This window comes from Catenuloplanes atrovinosus (genome assembly GCF_031458235.1).
Lineage (GTDB): Bacteria > Actinomycetota > Actinomycetes > Mycobacteriales > Micromonosporaceae > Catenuloplanes > Catenuloplanes atrovinosus.
The window spans coordinates 2,629,570-2,651,093 of sequence record NZ_JAVDYB010000001.1 but is presented as its reverse complement, the minus strand read 5'-3'; the positions used below and the strand labels follow the sequence as shown (position 1 = coordinate 2,651,093).

The window sequence follows — 21,524 nt, the reverse complement described above, 5'->3', positions numbered from 1 at the left end:
ATCACTTCCTCACAGAACGGTGCTGTCGAGATCGCCGCCGCCGGCGGTCAGCCGGTCCAGCGCGGAACGGACCGCCGTCACGTATGCCGAGGAGGTGCGCACCGGCACGCGGGACAGATCCGCCCGCGCCGTGAGCTGCAGTGTCGCCCCGACGGCGCTGTAGTCGGCGGACAGGTCGAAGTTGTTCAGATCGGTCTCCACGTAGTCAAGGACGGGCAGCCGCCGCCCGTCCCGCGGGCTCAGGTGGTGGAAGTCGGTGAAGTTGAACAACGTGTTGGGTACGGCGTCCGGCGCCAGCCGCGCCATCTCGGCCGCGGGGAACCGGCGATGCGGCAGGTGCGCGACCTCCCGGTCGCCGACCGCCCGCAACGCGTCCCGCCACGTCGCGGACGCCACGCGCAGCGTAACCGGCAGGGTGGTGAGGAAGAGGCCCGCGACCGTGTCCGCGCCCGGTATCGCGGGCCGGGCGCTGGTGACCACGGCCGAACTCACCGCGGGCCCTACGGAGCAGACCGCGGCGAGGGCCACCAGATGAACGGTCAGCAGTACGTTCTTGACCGACGTGCGGCTGCTCCGGGCGATTGCCCGAATCGCGGCGAGGTCACCGGTGGCGAACGGCATGATGACGACCTCGCCCGGTGCGCCGACGTCGGGCACGCGGGCGAAGTCGGCGCGTGTCAGGCCCGTCAGGTAATCCCGCCAGTATGCGATCGTCACGTCCGATCGGCAGGCCGCTTCCTCGGCCTCGGCGTAGACGCTCATCAGGGTCGGTGAGGCGGGGGCGTGCGAGGCGGGGTCCGTGTCGTCCAGATACGCCCGCACCAGCTCGCCGGCCACCAGGCCGACGCTCCATCCGTCGAGGACGGCATGGTGAAAGCTGAGCGTCAGCCGGAAGACGTCATCACTGAGCACGACGGCCTGTGCCCGGAACAACGGCGGCCGGCTCATGACGAAACCCCGCCGCCGCTCCGCGTCCATCCAGAGCCGGCGCAGCGGGTCGGCGCCTCGGGGATCGTCCGTCCGCAGGTCGACAACGGTGCACTCGACGTCCACCTCTGGCGTCACCGTCTGGTACATGCCCGTCGCGGTGGACTCGAACGCCGTACGCAACGTGGGCTGCCGCGCTGTGGTCGTGCGCAGGGCCCGGCGCAGCCGGGCCGCGTCCCACCGCGCCTCCACCAGCAGGCTCGCGAAGTCATGGTAGAGCGCGCGAGCGCGATGCACTCTGGCCTCGAAGAGGATGCCCTGTTGGGTCCGGGTCGCCGGTAGCCGGGTCACCGGGGCGGGGCCCGCCTCCGCGCCGGCGACCGGATCGGCCGCGACGAGGCCGGCGGCAACCGCCGTCAACGTCCGGCCCCGGTAGAGATCCTCCACGGTCATCGGGTATCCACCGGTCGTCACCGCCGCCACGACGCGGATCGCCAGCAGGCTGTCACCGCCGATGTCGAAGAAGTCGTCGTCGCCCTCGATGCCGTCCACGCCGAGGACGTCCGTCCACACGTCGCGCAGGAGGGCCTCCCGCGGGTCGCCGGCCGGGCTCGCCTCGGCCGGTGCAGCGGCCGCGGGGAACGCCTCGGGCAACGCAGCCTCGTCGATCTTGCCGTTCGGGGTCAGCGGCAGGCCACGGATCAACACGATGCGGCTCGGCACCAGGTAGCCCGGCAGCGTGTCCCGCAGCTGGCCGAGGATGGCACGTTCGACGCCGCTCTCCTCGGTGACCACGTACACGACGAGCCGGGCGTGGCCGGCCTCGTCCGTGCCCACCGTCGCCAGTGTGTCGCTGTATCCGAGCGTGGCCAGCGCGGCCTGGATCTCACCCGGCTCGATGCGATGACCGCGGATCTTGAGCTGGCGGTCGCGCCGCCCCTCGTAGAGCAACTCGCCGCGCTCGTCCCACCTGGCCAGGTCCCCGGTGCGGTACATCCGCCGAGCGCCGCCCGGGAACGTGTCCGGGACGAAGGCCGCGGCCGTCTCCGGCGCTCGGTTGAGGTAGCCGGACGCGACGCCGGCCCCGGACACGTACAGTTCACCGACCACGCCGGGTGCGGTGATCGCCGTGCCGTCCGGGTCGAGCAGGTGGACGGTCAGGTGCGGGAACGGACGCCCGATCGGACTCACCGGGCGCGCCGCATCCCCCACCCGGATCCGGCGGTACGTCACGTGGATCGTGCATTCGGTGATGCCGTACATGTTGATCAGTTCCGGGGTCTCGTCGCCGTGCCGAGCGAACCAGGGCGCGAGAACGGCCGGGTCGAGACGCTCACCGCCGAAGACGACGACCCGCAGCGAGCCGGCCGTGGCGTCGGCGTAGTGACCGACCAGACCACGGAAGGCACCGGGCGTCTGGCTGAGGACGGTGACCGCGGTCCGATCCAGTAGCTCCTTGAACAGGGCGGGGTCACGCCGAGCCGACGGCGGGACGAGCACCGCGGCGCCGCCCGTGACCAGCGGGCCGAACAGTTCCCAGACCGAGAAGTCGAAGGAGAAGGAGTGGAAGACCGACCAGCGGTCGTTCACACCGGCGTTGATGACCGCGCATCCGGCGTCGAGCGTCGCCTGCAGGTTGTGGTGGGTGATGACCACCCCCTTCGGCACTCCGGTCGACCCCGAGGTGTAGATCAGGTAGCAGCCGTCGACGTCACCGTCGGCCGGAGCGGCGTCGGTGGTGAACAGCTCCAGATCGCGGACCGTGGACACGGATTTCGCGTGCGGGCGGATCGCGCGAATCCTGGCCGAGTGCGCCGGAGCGGAGGTGAGCACCGCGACCGGAGCGGCATCGGCGAGCAGGAAGTCCCATCGGCCGTCCGGAGCGTCGGGGTCGATCGGGACGTAGGTGCCGCCCGCGTCGAGGACGCCGAGTATCGCCGCCACCGTCGGCAGCCCCACGGTCCAGACGACGGCCGCGCGGTCACCCGGCCGGAAACCCGCCGCGGCCAGGCTCGCTCCGACCTGCCGTGCCGCCGCGGCGAGCTCACCATAAGTAGTCGTGGCACCCGACGCCTCGATCACCGCGGGCCTGTCCGGGCCCGCCTCGGCGGCCTGAACGAACCGGGCGTACACCCGGGATACATCCGGCTTTCCGGGAACGTTACCCATGGCGCGGAAGCTCCTCCGGTCACAGTTCGGATAAGTCAGATAGCGCCCATGGCGCGGAGGGTTGGCGACCGAATAAGAAGGGGCCGACACGCAACGAGAGACTTCGATGACTCCATCGACACTCTAGCCTCCACTCGACGAATTGGAAACCCCGGAGGCACAGTGGACGGAAGCATCGGACGGGTGATACAAACTGATGGACGGCAAGGGATCTCCAACCTGCGATCGGAGAGCATGTCCGAGACCATCGTGCACCTCACCGGGCCACGTGACGAGCTCCCCCAACTGCTCTGTCTAGGACAGGCCGGGAGCGGCGCAGCGGAGTTCCGTAGCTGGTCCAAGCAGGCCGAGCAGCTGTTCGACGTGTCCGCCGTCCGGCTGCCAGGCCGCGAGACACGCGGCCGCGAGGCCTATCTGCCCTCGTTGCCGGCGGTGGTCGACGAAATAGTGGAACAGTTCCTCGAATCATTAGGCCATAATCGGAGATTCGCACTATACGGTCAATGCGCCGGCGTTCCGCCGCTCCTCGAAATGGTCAGGGAATTGGACCGGCGGGGCGCACCGAAGCCCGTTTTTTTGGCCATCAGTGGTTTTCCGTGGCAGCCGTCGGTGAACGAGCCCGACTTCGAGGATCTGAGCCGGGCGGAGACGATCGAGTATCTGCTCGCCACCAATCTCGTGCCGGCCGCCGTACTGAGCCGGCCGGCGTACTACGACGTCTTCGTCGGACCGATCATCGCGGACAGCCGTATCGTGCGCGGATACCGTCCGGCCGACGGTGCGCGGCTGTCCGTCCCCCTGATCGTGGTCGGCGCGGCCACGGACGGCGAGGACTGGGGCGCGGTGACGGCCGAGCGGTGCGTGACCGTTCCCGCGCCACCCGGCACACTGCCCAGCCGCGAGCCCGGCACCTCCCTCCTCCAGTTGTTCGCGGATCTCCTCACCGGCGGCTCCGAGATCCGCTGACCCGGAGATCACATCACCTCGAGCGTGGCCATCCGCCGGCTCTCCCGTTCCAGCCAGGCCAGTAGCGCCAACCCGGCGAGGGCGTATCCGGCACCCAACGCCGCCTCTTGCACCAGCAGCTCACCCACCGGGCCGGCGGAAGCGCCCGCCGCCGCCCGCCGAGCGGCGTCGATGCCGTGCGTCAGTGGCAACCATCCGGAGACGGCGGACATCCAGCCCGGCAGCGAGGCGATCGGGACGTTCACTCCCGCGAAGATGAGCAGGACGCCGAACACCAGGTTGGACAAGACCGAGGCCTCCCGCACCCGCAGTGCCACCGCCGCGGTGAGCAGACCCAGGCCGGTGCAGGAGAACGCGCACACCACGATCGCGACGGCCAACAGCGGCAACCCGTCCAGTGGTATCCGCACACCCAGCAACAGCGCGCCGAGCCCGAGGGCCACCGCGCAGACCACGGCGCCGTTGACGATGACCGGTAGGGCACGGCCCAGGAACAGCGGCACCCTGGGCGCCGGTGAGGCGAGCAGGATGCCCAGCGTCCCCTGGCGGCGTTCACCGCTGATCGTGCGGCCCATGGCGAACAGGCAGGGTATGGCCGCGTACTGGACGGCGTTGCCGATCAGGTAGTAGGTGTCGTCACCCACCCTGGCGACCCGCCCTACGTAGGCGAACAGGAGGATCTGCACGAGCGGGGTCACGAAGAACGTCGGGATCAGGATCCACGGCGTCAGCCAGTTGAACAGCGCCCGATAACTGGTCATGCCGCCGATCAGCAGCACACGAAGCGCGGCGATCATGTCAGCGCCAACGTCGCGTGCCGGCGGGCGGACCGCACCAACCGATGGGACTGGACGGCGCCGATCAAGATGTACGCCACGCCGAGACCGAGGCAGCGCAGCAGGTCGTCCACCGCGGTGTGACCCGCCACCGCGGCCCGCAACGCCGAGACACCCCAGGTCGGCGCCAGCAGCCAGGACAGCGGCTGGACCCAGCCGGGCAGCGCCGACACCGGCACCAGGAAGCCGCAGAGCAGCCAGATGGGCAGTTCCAGTGCCGCTCCCAGCGCCCACGCGGCCCGGTAACGCACCGCGCTCACCGCGAGCAGGAAGCCGAGCATCGCGATCGAGAACACGGTCACCGCGATCGCGACGAGGAACGCCGGCACGCTCGCCACCACGATCTCGATGCCGAAGACGAAGCGACCCCACAGGAACACGGCGACCAGGCTGTAGAGGCCCACCGTGGTCATCGACAGCATGATCGGGATCAGCTGGATCGTGAACGAGCGCGGAGCACCGACCTGGAGTTCCAGCGTGCCCTGGGCTCGTTCCTCCTCGATCGAGGACGAGGCCAGCGTCGTCGCCGACCAGACGCCCATGGCGGCGGCACCCACCACGGCGGCGACCAGCGTCGCGTCACCGGCGTTACCGGCCCGGTACATCAACAGCACCGCGGTGGCGAAGAACAACGGCCACACGACGGAGAGCAACCCGTCGAAGGCCGACCTGCTCCGGCTCTTGAGATGCAGCCACCAGGCCACGGCCAGGAAGCGCAGCGTGCCGCTCACCGCCCACCCACCAGCTCGATGTAGGCGTCCTCCAGCGTGGGGCGGCGTGTCGAGACGCGCCCGATCCGGCAGCCGGTCAGGTGGGCGAGGACGTCCGTGGTGACTTCCCGGCCGCGGCCGGCGCGCACCACGATCACCTGGGCCGGCCCCTGCGCCTCCAGATGCACCGACTCCACACCGGGAACGGCCGTCAGGCGGCCCTGGATGTCCTCCGGCGCTCCGAACACCTCCACCTCGGTGACCGTGCCGTCGTTGACGCCCTCCTTGAGCGCCTCGGGCGTACCCTCCGCGACGATGCGCCCGTCGGCGATCACGGCGATCCGGTCGCACAACTCGTCGGCCTCGAACATGTAGTGGGTGGTCAGCAGCACCGTAGTGCCGTGGTCCACCAGGCGACGGACGGTGGTCCGCAGTTCCCTCGAGCCGACCGGGTCGATACCGATGCTCGGCTCGTCCAGGAACAGCACCTCCGGCCGGTGGAGGAGCCCGCGCGCCAGGTGCAGCCGCTGCCGCATGCCTCGCGAATATCCTTCGACGCGGTCGGCCTCCCGCCCACGCAAGCCGACCAGCTCCAACAGCTCGGGGATGCGCGCGCGCTGCTCCCGCCCGGACAAGCCGTACAGCTCGGCGAAGTACCGAAGGTTGTCACGGGCGGACAACCGCTCGTAGAGCCCTCGATCGCCACCGAACACGAAGCCGACGCGCCGGCGCACCGCCCGCGCGTCCGCCACCACGTCACGCCCGAGCACGCGGGCGCTGCCGGAGGTGGGCAGCAGCAGGGTCAGCAGCATCTTGATCGTGGTCGTCTTACCGGCGCCGTTCGGGCCGAGCAGGCCGAACAGCTCGCCCCTGCCCACCTCGAAGGAGACCCCCTTGACCGCCTGGACCTCCCGGACCGTCCGGCTCAGCAGACCCTGACGGGACCGGAAGCTCCGGGTCAGGTTCTCCACGGTGATGATCGGTTCCAACGCTCAGTCCTTCCCACCCGGAACGCCGACCGCCGCGAGCAGCAGACCGGCCGGCGATGCGGGCAGCATCCGCGCCAGCACATCGTCATTGAAGGTCAGCGCACGACAGCCCAGACCGGCCGCGGCGGCGGCCAGATACGCGCGGCCCACGACGACACCGGCCGCGAGCTGCACGGCGCGATATGCGCGCGCGCCCCGCCCGGCCACGAGCCGCCGCAGGTCACAGGAGAGCAGCAGCACGAAGGCCGCATCGCGGGCCGGGTCCTGCCGCACCGCGAGCTCGTACGCGTCGTGCGGCCCGATGTCCGCCGGCACCCGCTGGAGCGTCCCCTCGTGCCATCGGTACAGACCCGGAGCGATCCCGCGCACCGTGTGCACGATGACGTGGAGGTCCACGTCGACGTCCCCGTCCCAGTGCAGCTCTGCGGCGGCCAGATCGAGGACCTGATGCAGTTGCCCGGCGCCGGTGTGCGCACCCGCGACGAAACGCCCGGCCGAGCGGCGCCCGGCGATGAACGGCACGAGCGAAGAGGTGGTGCCGGACGGACCGCCGCCGATCGCCCGTGTCCAGGCCCGCGCCGCGGCCGAATCGGCCAGCGTCGTCGCGTCGTGGACCATATCGATCAGCGGGAACGAGGTGTGATCCGGCCCGAGGTCGCCCGGTTCGGCGGGACCACTCGCCTCGAGCGCCGGCTCGCCGCGGCCGAGAGTCACCGCGACGAGCGGAAGCTCCCACGGAGTCTCGGCACCGACCAGCGCGGCGGCATCCGCGTCCGCGAAGCCGAGACGGACGGTGGCCGGCACCCGGAGGTGGTCGGCGACCACCGACAGGTTCGCGATCTGGGACCCGGCGTCCCACCACAGGTGCCGGTATCCGCGCTCGGCGTATCGCCAGCAGGTGCGCCAGGGCACACCGGTGAGCAGGAGTGCCGCACACTCGCCTCGCGGTGCCGGGCCGACCAGGACGAGCCGGTGCGCGGCGGCGTCGTAGTGCCACACCCCATCGGGCAGGCCGGTGATACCGCGGGCGCAGACGTAGGACTCGATGGGATGCCGGTTTCCCGCGGAACTCGCCGCCCGGAACCGGAGCTCGCCGCGGCCGGCGGCAGTCCGCATGCCGGCGGAGTCGTTGAGCAGACGCGACAGCACGGCGAGATCGAGGCCGGCCGTCGCCGCGGCGGCGGGGGCCGGCAGCGACACGCGATCCAGTGCCGCGTCGTAACGTTTGTCCGGCCACGGCCGCCGTCCCTGTGACAACGGACGGAAGCCGCGCAGGATACGCTCGTCCGAGATAGGTTTCAGCCAATGCCGGTCACGCGAATAGGCTGTCAGTTCGTGGTATAGGACGGCCTCGTTCTCCAGGAGGATCCCCTCCGACAACACCCAGGTGAACACGATCGGGCCCATTGATGACGGCCAGGACGGCCCCGATGCCGGACTAGCGAGTCCACTATAGACCCCGCGCGCCGACCCTAGCAGAGATCGTGAGCTCCGCGCTTCCCGTCGACTCACGGTGACTTCCGTGCATCCATTGCGGATAACGCTCGCCATCCCATACGCTCACACCGCAGGCGAGCCGGGCATCGCTTGCGGCGAGGCCTCAGTTCGGCGCCGAAGCACGGTCGGCCACGCGTCTCACCGATTCATACCCGGCCATCAATTCCTCGTTCCGCCCTCGGCCACGAAGCCGGACGACGAAAGGCTGCCCGTGGAAAGCCGGTCCACTCTTGTCACGGTCTACGACTACGGCAGCCTTTCCCCTTATCGAATCGCCGAAATTGCGGATGCACTACAGCTCCGGGTGGCCTTCGTGGTACCGGACACGGCGCACACCAGAAGCGCCCGAAGCCTGCTGGAGTCAGTCGGCGTCGTCATTCCCACGGCCGGTCGCAGCCCGGCCGAGCTGATTCGCGCGTGCCGCGCGCTGCGACCGGCCGGTGTGGTGACCTTCAGCGAGCCGCAGCTTCGGCTGACCGCCGAACTGGCGGACGCGCTGGGTTGCGCATTCCACGCCCCGTCCGACATCGACGCCATCGTCCGCAAGGATCGCCAGCGTGAGCGTTTCGCGGCCGCCGGGCTGGAGGCCATCCGATTCAGGGTGGTCGAGCGGCTGGATCAGATCGACGAGGCGATCGCCCACGTCGGGCTCCCGGCCGTGATCAAGCCGACGTATGGCGCCGCCAGCAGGAACACGATTGCCGTGTCCGACGAGAAGGACTGCCGGCAGACCCTTGAATTCCTGCTGAACGACGGTCAGGAGCGCACGCTGCTGCTCGAGGAGCTGCTGGTCGGGCGCCACACCGATCATCCATGGGGCGACTTCATCGCGGTCGACTGCGTGGCGGCCGGCGACCGGGTCGAGCCCCGGTTCGTCACGAGCAAGTTCGCGGCGGCGGAACCGTTCCGGGACCGCGGTGGGTACGCCACCGCGTCGGTGGTCCCCGAACCGGACCTCGCCCACGTCCGTGACCTGGCCGGCCGCGCAGTCCGGGCGCTGAACATCAGGACCGGGCTGGCGGACGTCGAGATCAAGCTCACGCCGACCGGGCCGCGACTCATCGAGGTGAACGGACGTCTGGGCGGCACCGTCGACGACCTCGCGGTCCGCTCAGGCAACCCGAGCCCGGCCGAGATCGCCATCCGGAGCGCTCTGGGTCTGCCGATCGATGCCGGAACGCCGCCGCCGGGCCCGATCGCCTTCCACTACCACCTCATCCCGCCGCTGGCGGCTCGCGCGGTCGCGGACGTCCGAGCACCCCTGCGCGTGAAGCGGCTCCCGCATGTCGAGCGCCTGATCGTGCATGCCCGGCGGGGGGACCCGGTGGACTGGCGAGCCGGCACGGAGAGCCGCGTCGCCTCGGTGATCGGCACCACCGGAACGCATGCGGAACTGGCCGACGTCGTGGCCGCGATCGAGAGCGTCCCATGGATCGACTACGAGTTCTAACCCGCAGACCAGGTCACGAGAGGGATCAGCATGCAGCTGCCGCTGGGCACGGAGGACCTCCTGACGTTACACCGCCGGATGACGCTGTCGAGACAGCTCGATGAGGAACTCACGCGGCTCTCCCGAGCGGGATCGATCCGCGGGCCGATGCATACCAGCACCGGCCAGGAGGCGGCGGGCATCGGCGCCACCGCCGCCCTGCGGCCGGGCGACGTGGTGACCCTGACCCACCGGCCGCACGCCCAGTACGTCGGGATGGAGATCCCGCTGGGGCCGTGCATCGCGGAGATGGCCGGGCGCGCGACCGGGCTCTCCGGCGGGCGCGCCGGCCACATGATCATCGCCGACGCCACCCGCGGCGTGCTCGGCGCCAGCGGCGTCGTGGGGCACTCGCTGCTGCTGGCCGTGGGACACGGATACGCGCACAAACTGGCCGGCCGAGGCGCGGTCACCCTGTGCGTCACCGGTGACGGCGCCGTCAACTCCGGAGCGTTCAACGAGGCGCTCAACATGGCGGCGCTGTGGCAACTGCCGGTGATCTTCGTGGTGGAGAACAATCAGTACGGGTTGACGGTCCGCCTGGATCGGCACGTTCACGAGACCACGCTCGCCGCGCGCGGCCGGGGATACGGCATTCCCGGCACCCGGGTCGACGGCAACGATGTCGAGGAGGTGCACCGCGCGGTCCGGGAAGCCGCCGACCGGGCCCGGAGCGGCGGCGGCCCCGCCCTGATCGAGGCGGTGACCTACCGGACCGGGCCGTTCTCGATGTCCGACCGGGGCGGCTATCGGATCGAGGCCGAGGGCAGTGGTTTCACCGATCCCCTGGAGCTGAGCGCACAGCGGCTCCGCGACCGCGGTGTCGCGGCGAGCCGCCTGGAAGAGATCGACCGTGCGGTCGCCGGGGAACTCGCGGAGGCGATCGAGTTCGCCCTGTCGTCCCCGTGGCCGGATCCCGCTGACCTCACCGAACACATCCAGCGCTGGGACGGGGTGCCGGCATGAGGGAGTTGACGTACGCGGCCGCGCTGAACGAGGCGCTGCTGGAGGAGATGGAACGGGACGGCAACGTGGTCGTGCTCGGCCAGGATGTGGCGCTCTACGGCGGCGTCTTCGGCGTCACCGCGGGGCTGATGAACAAGTTCGGCGACCGGCGGGTCGTCGACACCCCGATCTCGGAGAACGGGATGGTGGGCGCGGCGGTCGGGATGGCGATGAGCGGCCTGCGACCGATCGTCGAGATCATGTACGCGGACTTCCTGAGCCTGGCACTGGACAGCCTGGCCAATGCCGCCTCGGTGTTCTCCTTCATCCACGCCAACCAGTTGAGCGTTCCCATGGTGGTCCGGACGCAGGGCGGCACCGGCAGCGCCGCCGGTCCGCAGCACTCGAAGTCATTGGAGGTGTGGACCGCACATCTGCCCTACGTCCACACGGTGATGCCGGCCAGCCCCGCGGACGCCAAGGGTCTGCTGAAGTCGGCGATCCGGTCGGAGGAGCCCGTCGTCTTCCTGGAGCATCGAGGGCTCTACCAGGTCACCGGGCCGGTCCCCGAGGGCGAGTCGCTGGTGCCGCTCGGCACCGCCAGCATCGTCCGGCCGGGCTCCCACGTCACCGTGTGCGCGCTTTCCCGCATGGTCGGTGAAGCGTCGGCCGCCGCCGACGACCTCGCGGACGAGGGCATCTCGGTGGAGGTCATCGATGTACGTTCGCTTCGCCCGCTGGACACCGCGCTGCTGGCCGCCTCGGCACGCCGCACCGGACGGGTCGTCGTGATGGCCGAGTCCTGGCTCCGCTACGGGCCGACCGCGGAGATCGCGTCAGTGATCACCGAGGCCGCCTTCGCGGAACTGCGGGCTCCCGTGGTGCGGCTGGGCGCCAAGGGCATCCCGGTACCGGCGAGTCCCGCCCTGGAAGCCGCGACGGTACCGAGTCGCACGGTGCTGGCCGAGTCGATCCGCTCCCTGATGGAGCGCTGAATGGCGGTGCACACGAACGCCGGGCTCTTCGCCGGCCGGACCGTACTGGTCACCGGCGGAGGCAGCGGCGTCGGCCGCTCGGCCGCCCTCGCGTTCGCCGCGGCGGGCGCGAACGTGGTGGTGGCCGGCCGGCGGGCCGAGCCGCTCACCGCGACCGTGCGGCGGATTCGGGACCTGGGCGGGTCGGCGCTGGCGGTCCCCGCCGACGTCACCGTGGAGGACGACGTGCGCTCACTGATGGCGCGTGCATGCGAGGAGTACGGGCGGGTGAACGCCGCCTTCAACAACGCCGGCGTGCCGGGCTCCGGCCAGGATACCGACGCCTTCGACGACGATCTCTGGGACCGGGTCGTGAACACCAACCTCAAAGGCGTCTGGCTGTGCATGAAACATCAACTGCGGCACATGACCGGCGCCGGCGGCGGCGTCATCGTGAACATGTCCTCGATCGCCGGTCTGATCGGATACTTCCAGGCCGCACCGTACACCGCGGCCAAGCACGGTGTCGTAGGGCTGACGAGGGTCGCGGCGATCGAGTACGCCACCCGCGGCATCAGGGTGAACGCCGTCTGCGCCGGGCCGATCGACACCCCGATGCTTCAGGAGGCACGGCGCCGGCGCGGCCCGGGCGCCGACGAGTTCTACCGGCGCAACATACCGTTGGGCCGATTGGCCCGGCCGGAGGAGGTGGCGCAGGCCGCGCTCTGGCTCGCCTCGGACCAGGCGTCCTATGTGACCGGTACGGTGCTGCCGGTCGACGGCGGCTGGACGGCGCAGTAGCGGCCCGGCCGCCGCGAGCCCTCCGTCGCCGCGCGGGCGGCACACCCATGGGGAGTGTGCCGCCCGGCGCCGTCCGCGGATCGGTCAGCCGTGCTTGCGGAGCACCAGCAGCCAGCTCGCGTGACCGTGCTCGTAATTGCGGTAACCCTCGTGCGGCGGGTCGATCCAATCGATGTGGTCGATCGACACCAGTTCCGCGAGATCCGCGACCTTCGCGGCCACCTCACGGGCCGCGGCCTCGTCGTAGAAGCGGAAGAAGATCCGTTCGAGGAACTGGTAGTCGCCGGGCGCGATCTCGGCCATGGCCGGATCGGTACGGATCGGCTCGTCGTCGGCGAAGAGGTTGGTGACCACCTGCCGGCCGGGTCGCACGATCCGCAGCAGTTCCCGCAGGGCGTCGACCGGGTTCTGCAGGTGACCGAGCACCTCGCAGCAGAAGATGCCGTCGAACGAGTCGTCCAGGAAGCTGGTCCCGAAGATGTCGGTCTTCTGCAGGAGCACGTTGCCGACGCCCGCCTGCTTCAACCGGTTGGCGCAGAGGGCGAGACCGTTGTCCGACGCGTCCCCGCCGACCACGGCCGGGAACCGGGCGGCCAGCGGAAGAACGTTGCGCCCGTCACCGACCGGCAGGTCCAACACGACGTGGGCATTGTCCGCGGCGAAGATGTCGGCGGCGGTGTGCACGAAAGGCACCGGCGGGTCGCCCCAGAGATTGGGGTTCTCGGAGATGACGTAGGTGTCATTCCACCTCGTTTTGCCGACGGTGTCGAGATCCATCGTTACATCCTTCCGATTGTCCCACCTCGACGACCCGGCGCCATCGAGGCAAATAAACCAGAATTACGAAGAAGACCACGAGAATGCCACGCCAGAACAACGCCATAAACGCGCCATGAATCCGAATCGCCCGCGCCGATCCCGGCCACTCACATGATCCTCATAGAGGCTAGCGTCAATGTGGACGGACAGCAACCACATAGTTACTCCGACTTAAGCGGTGTGGCGGCCGAAGAACTCGATGATCGAATCCGAGATATACGCCAAATCATTTTCCGACAGTTCCGGCCACACCGGCAACGCGAGATTGTCGCGCGCCACCGCCTCGGCATGCGGAAACGTCATCCCGGAGGCATAGGCCGCGAACGCCGGCTGCATCGGCAGAGTCACGGGGTAGTAGATATGGCTGCCGATACCGCGTGCCGCGAGGTGCGCCCGCAACTCGTCGCGCCGGTCGGTCATGATGGCGTACACGTGACACCACGGCTCCGAATCGGGAATGAGCGGCAGGGTGACCACGCCCGCTTCGGCGACCGGCCGCAGCCGATGCTGATAGAACGCCGCGATCTCACGCTTCCGGCTCAGGCGACGGTCCAACTCGGCCCACCGCAACGACAGGAAGCGCGCCAGGACCTCGTCCATCCGGCTGTGCCGGCCGACGGCGCCGTCGCCGGTATCGTCGTCAGTCCCTGCCCGCCGCAGCCGCCGGCAGCGGATCGCGGTCGGCTCGTCGTCGGTCAGCACGATGCCGCCTTCACCGATCGCACCGAACGGCTTGAACTGTGAGAACGAGTAAACTCCGGCGTCACCCCACGCGCCCGCGGCCCGGCCGGCCAGCGTAGCCCCTTGGGCCACCGCCGCGTCCTCGAGGACACGCAGGCCGTGCCGGCGGGCGAGGTCCACCAGCGCCGGCATGTCCGCCATCGTGGCGAACACATGCGCCGGCAGGATCGCCGCCGTGCGGGGGGTGACGGCAGCGGCGACGGCGGCCGGGTCGATGGTGAAGGTTCGTGGATCCACGTCCGCGAAAACCGGCGTCGCACCCTGTTCGACCACGGTGTCCACGACCGGCTGACAACCGTACGCCGGCACGATCACCTCGTCGCCGGCCGTGATCCCCCAGGCGTCGAGCACCAGGGCCAGACCGCCGGTCGCGTTCGCGCAGGCGACGGCGTGCCTCACTCCCGCGGCGGCGGCGATCCGCCGCTCCAGTTCCGCCACCGCGTCGCCGCCGAAGAAGCGCTGGTCCGGCCCTGTCCCGACGTCGAAGATCGCCCGCAGCGTCATCTCCCGATGGCGATCGAAGACGGCCGGGGGAAAGAACGGCAACGTCGCACTCATCGGATCCCCTCCCGGAAGAAGGCGGCGACGGCCGAGCAGACGAGGTCGACACCGGAGGTTCCCAGATCCGGGTACAGCGGTAGTTCGAGCGTGGCCGTGGCAGCGGATTCACTCACCGGGTGCTCGCCCGGCCGGCCGCCCAGCCCGGCGAAACAGTCGAGCAGGTGCAGGGGAACGGGGACCGGCTTCCGTGTCTCGATCCCGCGCTCGGCGAGAAAGCCGGCCAGCCCGTCCCGTTCCGGCGTCTCGACGACGTACCGGCCGGTCGCGCTGGCGGCCAGGGGGCGTACCGGGCCCACCCGCGCCAGCCGTACGGAATAGCGTGCCGCGAGTTCGGCCCGGCGCGCGGTCACCTCGGTGTGGCCGGGCAGCCGCGCCAACAGCACGGCCGCCTGGATGTCGTCCATCTTGCTGTTGAGGCCGGACACCAGCGCGGCGGTCGGCTCACTCACCCGGCCGGCGCACTCGCCGGCCCGACCGTGGTGCCGGATGAGCCGGCAGCGGTCCGCCACGGCCGCGTCGTCGGTCAGGATCACTCCCGCGTCGCCCAGGCCGCCCAGGACGGCGCCGGCGGACAGCGGCAGGGCCCGGTTCATCGGGATCGCGGGCGCGTCCGCCGCGGCGATGCCGTCGGCGCCGTCCTCGGCGAAGGCCAGACCGGCCCGGTCGGCCTCCGCCCGTACCGCCGTCGCCTCGGCCGGGCGGGCCGCTCCGCCGGAGAAGACGACAGCCCGGGTCCGGTCGGTGGCGGCGGCCCGGACCGCCTCCGGCGTGGGCGTGAGCGAATCGGGATGGACGTCCACGAAGATCGGCCGGGCGCCGATCAGCCACACCGCGGCAGCGGTCGCGGCCGGGGCGAAAGCAGGCAGGATCACCTCGTCGCCCCGGGCCACTCCGCAGGCCCGCAGAACGATTCGCAGGGCGTCCGTGCCGCTGTTCACGCCGATCGCGAACGCCGCGCCGGCATGCCGCGCCATCTCCGTCTCGAAGCGCCGCGTCACCGGGCCGTGGGAGAACTTGTCCGACTCGAAGACGCCGCCGATCGCGTCCGCCAGCCGTGGCCATTCGGCGCGGAAGGAAAGGCGGTTGTCGAAGAGAGCTATCCGTTGCGCCGCCGGGCTCATAGTCCTGACCGATCCGCACGGGTGAGCGCGGCCGTCGCGGACGCGGCCACCGCTGCTCCGAAGGACGTCCAGGCCCCGCTCGGGTACAGCGACTCGCTCTCGATCATGATCACCCGGAATCGCTCGGCGGTCTCCGCGGCCCAGCCGTCGAGGCCGGCGCGCTCCTCGGGCCGTGCGGAGGCGACGAACGCGTCGATCGGCATCGGCAACGCCGGGTCGTCGCCACGCCGATACGTCGTGGCCAGGTGGAAATCCGCCCGGAGCACCGGCTCGAACAGCGCGAACACGTCGGCGTTGTCGAGTATCCGGGAATCCATCGCTCCGCTCGCGCGCGCCGCGGCGGCCACGTCGGTAACCGGCGGCCCACCGGAGATCGACGGTGCGTCGCCCACCACCAAGAGAGCGGCCGGGAGGGCCAAGCCGCGGCGGCGGCGCTCCAGCACGACCTCGTAGGCGAGCAGTGCGCCCAGGCAGTGCCCGAAGAACACGAAAGGCCCGGTGACGTCCAACGCGTCGACCAGCTCGGACACCACGGCGCTCCACTCGGTCGGCGGGGCGTCGGCGACCCGATCCTCGCGGCCGCCCAGCCGGGCGACCGACATCGCGAGTCCGTCGGGCAGGACCGGCCGCCAGAGGCGGAACGGACGTGCACCCGCACCGGCCCACGGGAAGCAGACCAGCGACACCTCACCCTCGCCGACCACCGGAACGTACGGCCCCGTCGTCATCCCACCCGTCCTGTGGCCGGCTGGGAGACCAGCTGAAGCTGATTGCCCCAGGGGTCGGTGAAGTAGACCCACCAGTCGCCGGCGAGGCCGCCGTCCGCGATGTACTGCGGCGGCGTGCTGAAGGTGACGCCGAGTTCGCGCAACCGGTCGTACTCCGCGTGGATGTCGTCGGTGTAGAACGCGAAGTGGCTGATGCCCGTGTCGCAGACCCGTCGGGCGCCCTCACCCGTCGGAGTGATGAACTGGTGCAGTTCCACGAACGGGCCGCCCGCACCGTCGACGGTCAGCTCGGCGCCGCGCAGGCGGACGCGTTCGCCGTGCAGGTTGATCGCGGCGTCGCTCACGTCGGTCTCCGCCTCCAGGCGGGATATCCGCAGACCAAGGACGCGGGTGTACCAGTCGATCGCGGCGTCCAGGTCGGCGACGGTGATGGCAACGTGGTGCAGACTCAGCATGGGATCTCCACGGGGGACGGGGGAACGGCGGGCGTCACCGGAGCAGCCAGCCGGCGTCGACCGGAAGCGAGACACCGGTGATGTAACGGGCCTCGTCCGAGGCGAGGAAGAGCACGGCGTTGGACACGTCCCGCGGCTCGACCCATGGCACCGGCAGAACGTTCTGCGCGGTCATGGCCGCTACGTACTCCTCGGCCGTCGGAGCCTCGCGGTCCGGCAGGAACATCCGCATGTTCGCCGGGTTGTGCACCATCGGTGTGTTGGCGGTGGTGGGATGCACCGCGTTGACCCGGATACGGTGCGGGGCGAGTTCCAGTGCCAGCGTTCGCATGAGCCCCACCAGGCCGTGTTTGGCGGCGGCGTAGTGGGCGATGTTCGCGGTGCCCTTGAGCCCGGCGGTCGAGCTGGTCAGCACGATCGAACCGCCACGGTCACCGGCGATCAGATGCGGGACGCAGGCCCTGACGGTGTGCCAGGCGCCGGTCAGGTTGGTGTCGAGCACATCCGACCATTGGGCTTCCGTCAGTTCCATGGCCGGGCCGTAGGAGATGATGCCCGCGTTCGCCAGCACGACATCCAGCCGGCCCAGTTCCTCCACACCGCGGCGGGCCGCCTCGCCCATCGCGGCCGGGTCACGGACGTCCGCCTCGGCGACGACCACCCGCCGGCCCAGCGCCCGGACCAGGCCGGCCGTCTCACTGAGATCGGTCGCCGCCGGCATCCCGTACGGCACGGACTCGACCCGCCGGCAGATGTCCACCACGATGAGGTCGGCACCCTCCTCGGCGAGCCGGACCGCGTGGTCGCGCCCCAGCCCCCGTGCCGCCCCGGTGACGAGAGCGACCTTTCCCTCCGCACGATGGCTCATCGCCGTCTCCCTCCTCGTCGCCGCGCCGTCATCGGCGGTCGGTGTCGGTCATCCGCGGATAGGGATCGATCGGTATCGACAGCAGGGTGTCCAGATCGGCCATCACCTTCTCGACCGCCTCGACGTACCTGTCCATCAGCGACGGCTCCTGCACCGCCAGCGGGCGCAGCCAGGTGCCGAGACTCAGGCTGACGTCGCACAGGCGGGACGCGACCGGGAACCGCGCCGGATCCCACGGCCGGAGGCGCTCCGCGTCGGTTCGTGGCTGCCAGACCTGGGCCCTGCGGCGGAAAGCCGGCTGGGCCGGGACGGGCTGCGGCTGCCAGACGAGAACCTCCAGTCCCTCGGCGGTGAGCCCTCGCATGATCCGGTCCCGGAGGTCACGCGGGTCGCCGTCGAACCCGATGTCCTCCGGGCAGACCTGAAGCTGGTAGCGCCAGTAGGAACTCTCCCGGTCCGGTGCCACGTACGGCAGTCGCAGTCCTTTGATCCCGGTCAGCCCCGCGGTCAGCCGGGCGGCATTGGCCTGCGCGCGGGCATTGTGCTCCGGCAGCCGGCGCAGCCTGGTGCGCCCGACGGCGCAGACCATCTCCTGACCGCGGAAGTTGTATCCGACACCGTGTGACCAGTACGGCCGTGGCGCTCCCGCGGGCACGTCCTCGCCGTAGAGGACCAGCCGCCGCGCCACCAGTGCCCCCTCGTCGTCATCGGTGGTGAACAATCCGCCCTCGCCGACACCGAGATTCTTCGACCAGTTGATGCTCGCGCCGGCCGCCTGGCCGAGCGAGCCGGTCATCCGGCCGCGGTAGCGCACACCGTGCGCCTGTGAGTTGTCCTCCACCACGGGCACCCCGTGCCGGGCCGCGACGGCGTTGATCTCATCCATGTCCGCGGGCTGACCATGGATGTGCACCGCCATGATCGCCCGCGTACGCGGGCCGATCAGCGGCTCGATCAGGTTCGGGTCCAGGTTGTACGTCAGCGGGTCGACGTCGCAGAACACCGGTGTGGCGCCCTGGTGCATGGCGGCGAAGGCGGAGGCGGAGAACGTGTACGCCGGAATGATCACCTCGTCGCCGGGCCCGACACCCACCGCGGCCAGCGACGCGTGCAGCGACGCCGTGCCGCTGCTCGTGGCGACGCAGTGCCGAACCCCCACGAACTCCGCGTACTCCTCCTCCAGCGCCCGCAGCTGCGGCGCGTGCGGACCGGCCATCACCCGGCCGCGCAGGACCTGCTCGACCGCCCGCTGGTCCGCCTCATCCATGTCGGGCCACGCCACGTGGACGTCTTCGGCGATCACCGGCTGCCCGCCGGCGATGGCGAGTGCACTCGAGGTTGCCATCCCGTCTCCTCTCCCCGCCGGTCAGAACCAGTCGGCGCGCCGGTGCTCGTCGAACGGCACGTACGCGGGCCGGTCCGGATGTGGTACGGGCAGCGTCAGTGGCCCATGGACCTCGGAGGGCAGCAGAACCGTCGCATATCCCAGGCAATGAACCTCGTCGCGCTGGTTGGTTCCGACGATCTCGACGGCCGCGGCCGGGTACCGCACTGATCGGGAGACGCCGTCCGTACGTTCGGCGAGGTACTTCCGCACCACCGTGCCGGTGAAGACGACCGCGTCGCCGTAGAAGACCGGCTTGCGCATGGAGGTGTACATGCGGTGCACGAAACCGTGATCCCCGGCCCAGTTGGTCAGCAGCCGGAGTGGGATCTGCGCGCGCTGGATGCCGAACTCGAACGGCAGCGGTTCACATCGGTACGGCGAGAGAAAGCGGTCCTCGTGCTCGTCGTACGGCGTGTACGGCCAGCCGGTCACCGGGTGGACGCGGGCGAAGTCCGGGTTGCGTCGCGCGCGCAGATAGCCCGGGCGGAACGCCCGCACCAGTCGTGACCCGTCGAACGCGGCGTCCAGGCCGTGATCCATCGCCTGGTAGGGCAGTTCGTCCCACATCGTGTACGGCGGCTGAACGATCGCCGGCAGCCTGTCCCCGACCTGAATCTCCTCCCAGGTCAGCGGCGAGCCGCCACGACGCCGTTCGCCGCCCGCCAAGGCCTGGAGGCGCTCGATCTGCTCGGCGGTGTACGCGTGTGGACGCCGGTCGTAGAACAGGCGCTCACCGAGCCGTTCCACGGGGATCATCCGGCTGTCCCCCATCTCCGGGACGGGCAGGTGGAGCAGCCGGCCGTAGGCCTTCGCCACCAGCGCCCGCGAGTTGTCCCAGTAGAACGTCTCGGAGTGGTGGGAGATCGCCGGTGCCAGGCGCCCGCGACTGACGGTCAGCTCCCGGGGCACCTTGGAGGATCCGAACCGCATGCCGGGGCGGAGGACGTCGTAGAACTCCCACGCCACCCCGGACAGGAAGTTCGCCACCGGGTATCCCCGCGGACGCTGCGCGCCGTGGTCACCCGGGTAACGGACGTGGATGAGGATGGTGCCGGGACAGATCTGGCTGCCCAGCCAGGATCGCTCGCCGTAGGCGGGGTCGACGTAGAGGGGATTGTCCTCGCCCATCGCACCGGCATATCGGCGAATCAGCGGCTCGGTGAGCTGGAGCAGGCTCGGCACCGGCACCGCGCTCGGATCGAGCGGAGCGGGCGCGGGGGCGGGACGGTCCTCGGGACTCTCCTGATGCAGGAGTTCCTCGCTCTGCTTGACGAACTCGGCCACGGCCTCATCGAAGGTCTGCATCAGCGCTCCTGAGTGACGTCGCAGTGGAGCACGGCCGGAACGGGGAGGTGAACCGGCCGGCCGGGCTGCGGGAGCAGCGTCACGGCGTCCGCCTCGAACACGGTCTGGGTGAGCTGATTCACGCCGGTCATCCGGACCGCGGCGGCGTGATATCCCCGCCCGTCCGCCCCGGTGAGCCGGTACAGATCCCTGACCGAGCCGCTCAGCCGTACGGCGTCCCCGTATCGAAACGGTTCACCGACGCGCAGGCTGAGGCTTCGCAGGAATCCGTCGTCGCCCATCCAACTGGTGACGAGCTGGCAGGCGAGGGTGAACAGGAGCTCGGCCGGAGCCGCCGGGCCGGCGGGTTCGGTGACGGCGGAATCCAGCGCGGCCTCAGCGCGGTCCCACGCCGGCCAGCCGGTGAGCGGGTGCGCCCGGCGGCGTCCGTCGCGCTCGGCCAGCCACCGTTGCTGAAGATTGCCCGCACGCACCGGCCGGCCGGCGGCGATCACCCAGGCTTCGAGGTCGGAGATGGTCAACGGGCCGCGCAGCACGGACGGCAGCGCGTCGCCGATCCGCACGTCTCCCCAGTGACGGGGTCGTGGTCCTCGCGGATCCGCCTCATCGTCGAGCTCCCGGCTCATCCGGTCGATCTCCGGCTGACCGTAGCGGTGGATCGGCCGGACGTCGTGCGTCGGGAGTGCACTGATCGACACCTCGGCGCGTCCCAGTGCGAAGCGCACCCCGTCCCGCTCGTACTCGGCCGTCGAGGTGATCCGAACCTGGTCCGCCGTTCCCGGCTCCGCCCGGTGACCGACCCCGTCCACCCGGACCCGGCCGGCCAGACGGTCGCCGAGGCGGATGGTGTCGTACCAGGTCACCTCCAAGGTATCGACGCGGCTGACGAGTTCGTTCGGGATCAGGTCGAGTGCCCCGGTCGAACAGGGTGATCGAAGCGCCAGGACGAAGGCCGGCGGCGCCAGCATGGTGCGATGCGGCGAGGCGGCTCCGTATCGCACGTCGGTGTAGAGCGGATTGTCGTCGCTCGAGACCTCGGCGAAGCGCGTGACACTCAGCCAGTCAGCGGCGTCGACTCCGGGCTCGGCGTCGGGGGCGTGGCACCCGATCAAGCGGCTGCTGCGTGTGGCCACCATCGCGATGTCGCCTCGCGGCGGCATTGTCGCGGTGAGCTGTGAACCGTCATCCTGCATCGACACTCCTCGGCCTCTCGACGGACGCTGCACAATCGCGGTG

19 protein-coding genes are annotated in these 21,524 nt (G+C 70.4%); 5 read left to right on the top strand and 14 right to left on the bottom strand.

Going from position 1 to position 21,524, the window contains the following annotated elements:
* Positions 1 to 9: 9 nt before the first annotated feature.
* Positions 10 to 3,096 carry a non-ribosomal peptide synthetase gene (locus J2S41_RS11895; protein WP_310366748.1) on the bottom strand — a complete coding sequence of 1,029 codons (3,087 nt, stop codon included), beginning with the start codon at positions 3,094 to 3,096 and terminating at the stop codon, positions 10 to 12.
* Positions 3,097 to 3,330: 234 nt separating this feature from the next.
* Here J2S41_RS11895 and J2S41_RS11890 point away from each other — a divergent pair, with 234 nt between their 5' ends.
* Complete coding sequence (locus tag J2S41_RS11890; RefSeq protein ID WP_310366745.1) at positions 3,331 to 4,062, top strand: thioesterase II family protein; 732 nt, start codon at positions 3,331 to 3,333, stop codon at positions 4,060 to 4,062.
* Positions 4,063 to 4,070: 8 nt separating this feature from the next.
* On the opposite strand, the gene J2S41_RS11885 is transcribed toward J2S41_RS11890, so the two are convergent.
* Genes J2S41_RS11885 through J2S41_RS11870 form a run of 4 tightly spaced genes read right to left on the bottom strand, consistent with a single transcriptional unit; the run spans position 4,071 to position 7,992 of the window.
* Positions 4,071 to 4,859, bottom strand: coding sequence for an ABC transporter permease (locus tag J2S41_RS11885; RefSeq protein WP_310366743.1), 789 nt, complete (start codon positions 4,857 to 4,859; stop codon positions 4,071 to 4,073).
* The gene (locus J2S41_RS11880; RefSeq protein ID WP_310366741.1) at positions 4,856 to 5,629 is read right to left on the bottom strand and encodes an ABC transporter permease; all 774 of its coding nucleotides are present in this window, start codon (positions 5,627 to 5,629) and stop codon (positions 4,856 to 4,858) included. Before J2S41_RS11880 ends, J2S41_RS11885 begins: the two co-directional genes overlap by 4 nt.
* Entirely contained in the window at positions 5,626 to 6,597 is a 972-nt protein-coding gene (locus tag J2S41_RS11875; RefSeq protein ID WP_310366739.1) for an ABC transporter ATP-binding protein, read from the bottom strand. The genes J2S41_RS11880 and J2S41_RS11875 overlap by 4 nt, the downstream gene beginning before the upstream one ends.
* 3 nt (positions 6,598 to 6,600) lie before the next feature.
* A complete protein-coding gene (locus tag J2S41_RS11870; protein ID WP_310366738.1) occupies positions 6,601 to 7,992 on the bottom strand; it encodes a nitroreductase family protein in 1,392 nt (463 codons plus the stop codon).
* 313 nt (positions 7,993 to 8,305) lie between these two features.
* Here J2S41_RS11870 and J2S41_RS11865 point away from each other — a divergent pair, with 313 nt between their 5' ends.
* Genes J2S41_RS11865 through J2S41_RS11850 form a run of 4 tightly spaced genes read left to right on the top strand, consistent with a single transcriptional unit; the run spans position 8,306 to position 12,303 of the window.
* Positions 8,306 to 9,544 (top strand): ATP-grasp domain-containing protein, encoded by a 1,239-nt coding sequence (locus J2S41_RS11865; protein WP_310366737.1) that lies wholly within the window; start codon positions 8,306 to 8,308, stop codon positions 9,542 to 9,544.
* Positions 9,545 to 9,574: 30 nt separating this feature from the next.
* Positions 9,575 to 10,549, top strand: coding sequence for a thiamine pyrophosphate-dependent dehydrogenase E1 component subunit alpha (locus J2S41_RS11860; protein WP_310366736.1), 975 nt, complete (start codon positions 9,575 to 9,577; stop codon positions 10,547 to 10,549).
* Positions 10,546 to 11,523, top strand: coding sequence for an alpha-ketoacid dehydrogenase subunit beta (locus J2S41_RS11855; protein ID WP_310366735.1), 978 nt, complete (start codon positions 10,546 to 10,548; stop codon positions 11,521 to 11,523). Before J2S41_RS11860 ends, J2S41_RS11855 begins: the two co-directional genes overlap by 4 nt.
* Positions 11,524 to 12,303 (top strand): SDR family NAD(P)-dependent oxidoreductase, encoded by a 780-nt coding sequence (locus J2S41_RS11850; RefSeq protein ID WP_310366731.1) that lies wholly within the window; start codon positions 11,524 to 11,526, stop codon positions 12,301 to 12,303.
* An 84-nt stretch (positions 12,304 to 12,387) separates the two neighbouring features.
* Here J2S41_RS11850 and J2S41_RS11845 read toward each other — a convergent pair whose 3' ends face one another.
* From J2S41_RS11845 to J2S41_RS11805, 9 genes are all read right to left on the bottom strand, one after another.
* Positions 12,388 to 13,080, bottom strand: a complete 693-nt coding sequence (locus J2S41_RS11845) for a class I SAM-dependent methyltransferase (RefSeq protein WP_310366727.1) — start codon at positions 13,078 to 13,080, stop codon at positions 12,388 to 12,390.
* Positions 13,081 to 13,293: 213 nt separating this feature from the next.
* On the bottom strand, positions 13,294 to 14,421 hold the full coding sequence (locus J2S41_RS11840; protein ID WP_310366725.1) for a DegT/DnrJ/EryC1/StrS family aminotransferase: 1,128 nt from the start codon (positions 14,419 to 14,421) through the stop codon (positions 13,294 to 13,296).
* On the bottom strand, positions 14,418 to 15,545 hold the full coding sequence (locus tag J2S41_RS11835) for a DegT/DnrJ/EryC1/StrS family aminotransferase (RefSeq protein WP_310366723.1): 1,128 nt from the start codon (positions 15,543 to 15,545) through the stop codon (positions 14,418 to 14,420). Before J2S41_RS11835 ends, J2S41_RS11840 begins: the two co-directional genes overlap by 4 nt.
* A complete protein-coding gene (locus tag J2S41_RS11830; protein WP_310366719.1) occupies positions 15,542 to 16,273 on the bottom strand; it encodes a thioesterase II family protein in 732 nt (243 codons plus the stop codon). The genes J2S41_RS11835 and J2S41_RS11830 overlap by 4 nt, the downstream gene beginning before the upstream one ends.
* Positions 16,270 to 16,728, bottom strand: coding sequence for a VOC family protein (locus J2S41_RS11825; RefSeq protein ID WP_310366717.1), 459 nt, complete (start codon positions 16,726 to 16,728; stop codon positions 16,270 to 16,272). The genes J2S41_RS11830 and J2S41_RS11825 overlap by 4 nt, the downstream gene beginning before the upstream one ends.
* Positions 16,729 to 16,762: 34 nt before the next feature.
* A complete protein-coding gene (locus J2S41_RS11820) occupies positions 16,763 to 17,596 on the bottom strand; it encodes a mycofactocin-coupled SDR family oxidoreductase (protein WP_310366715.1) in 834 nt (277 codons plus the stop codon).
* A gap of 28 nt (positions 17,597 to 17,624) precedes the next feature.
* The gene (locus J2S41_RS11815; protein WP_310366713.1) at positions 17,625 to 18,941 is read right to left on the bottom strand and encodes a DegT/DnrJ/EryC1/StrS family aminotransferase; all 1,317 of its coding nucleotides are present in this window, start codon (positions 18,939 to 18,941) and stop codon (positions 17,625 to 17,627) included.
* A 21-nt stretch (positions 18,942 to 18,962) separates the two neighbouring features.
* Entirely contained in the window at positions 18,963 to 20,288 is a 1,326-nt protein-coding gene (locus tag J2S41_RS11810; protein ID WP_310366710.1) for a hypothetical protein, read from the bottom strand.
* Entirely contained in the window at positions 20,288 to 21,514 is a 1,227-nt protein-coding gene (locus tag J2S41_RS11805; RefSeq protein ID WP_310366707.1) for an FAS1-like dehydratase domain-containing protein, read from the bottom strand. The genes J2S41_RS11810 and J2S41_RS11805 overlap by 1 nt, the downstream gene beginning before the upstream one ends.
* Positions 21,515 to 21,524 lie beyond the last annotated feature (10 nt).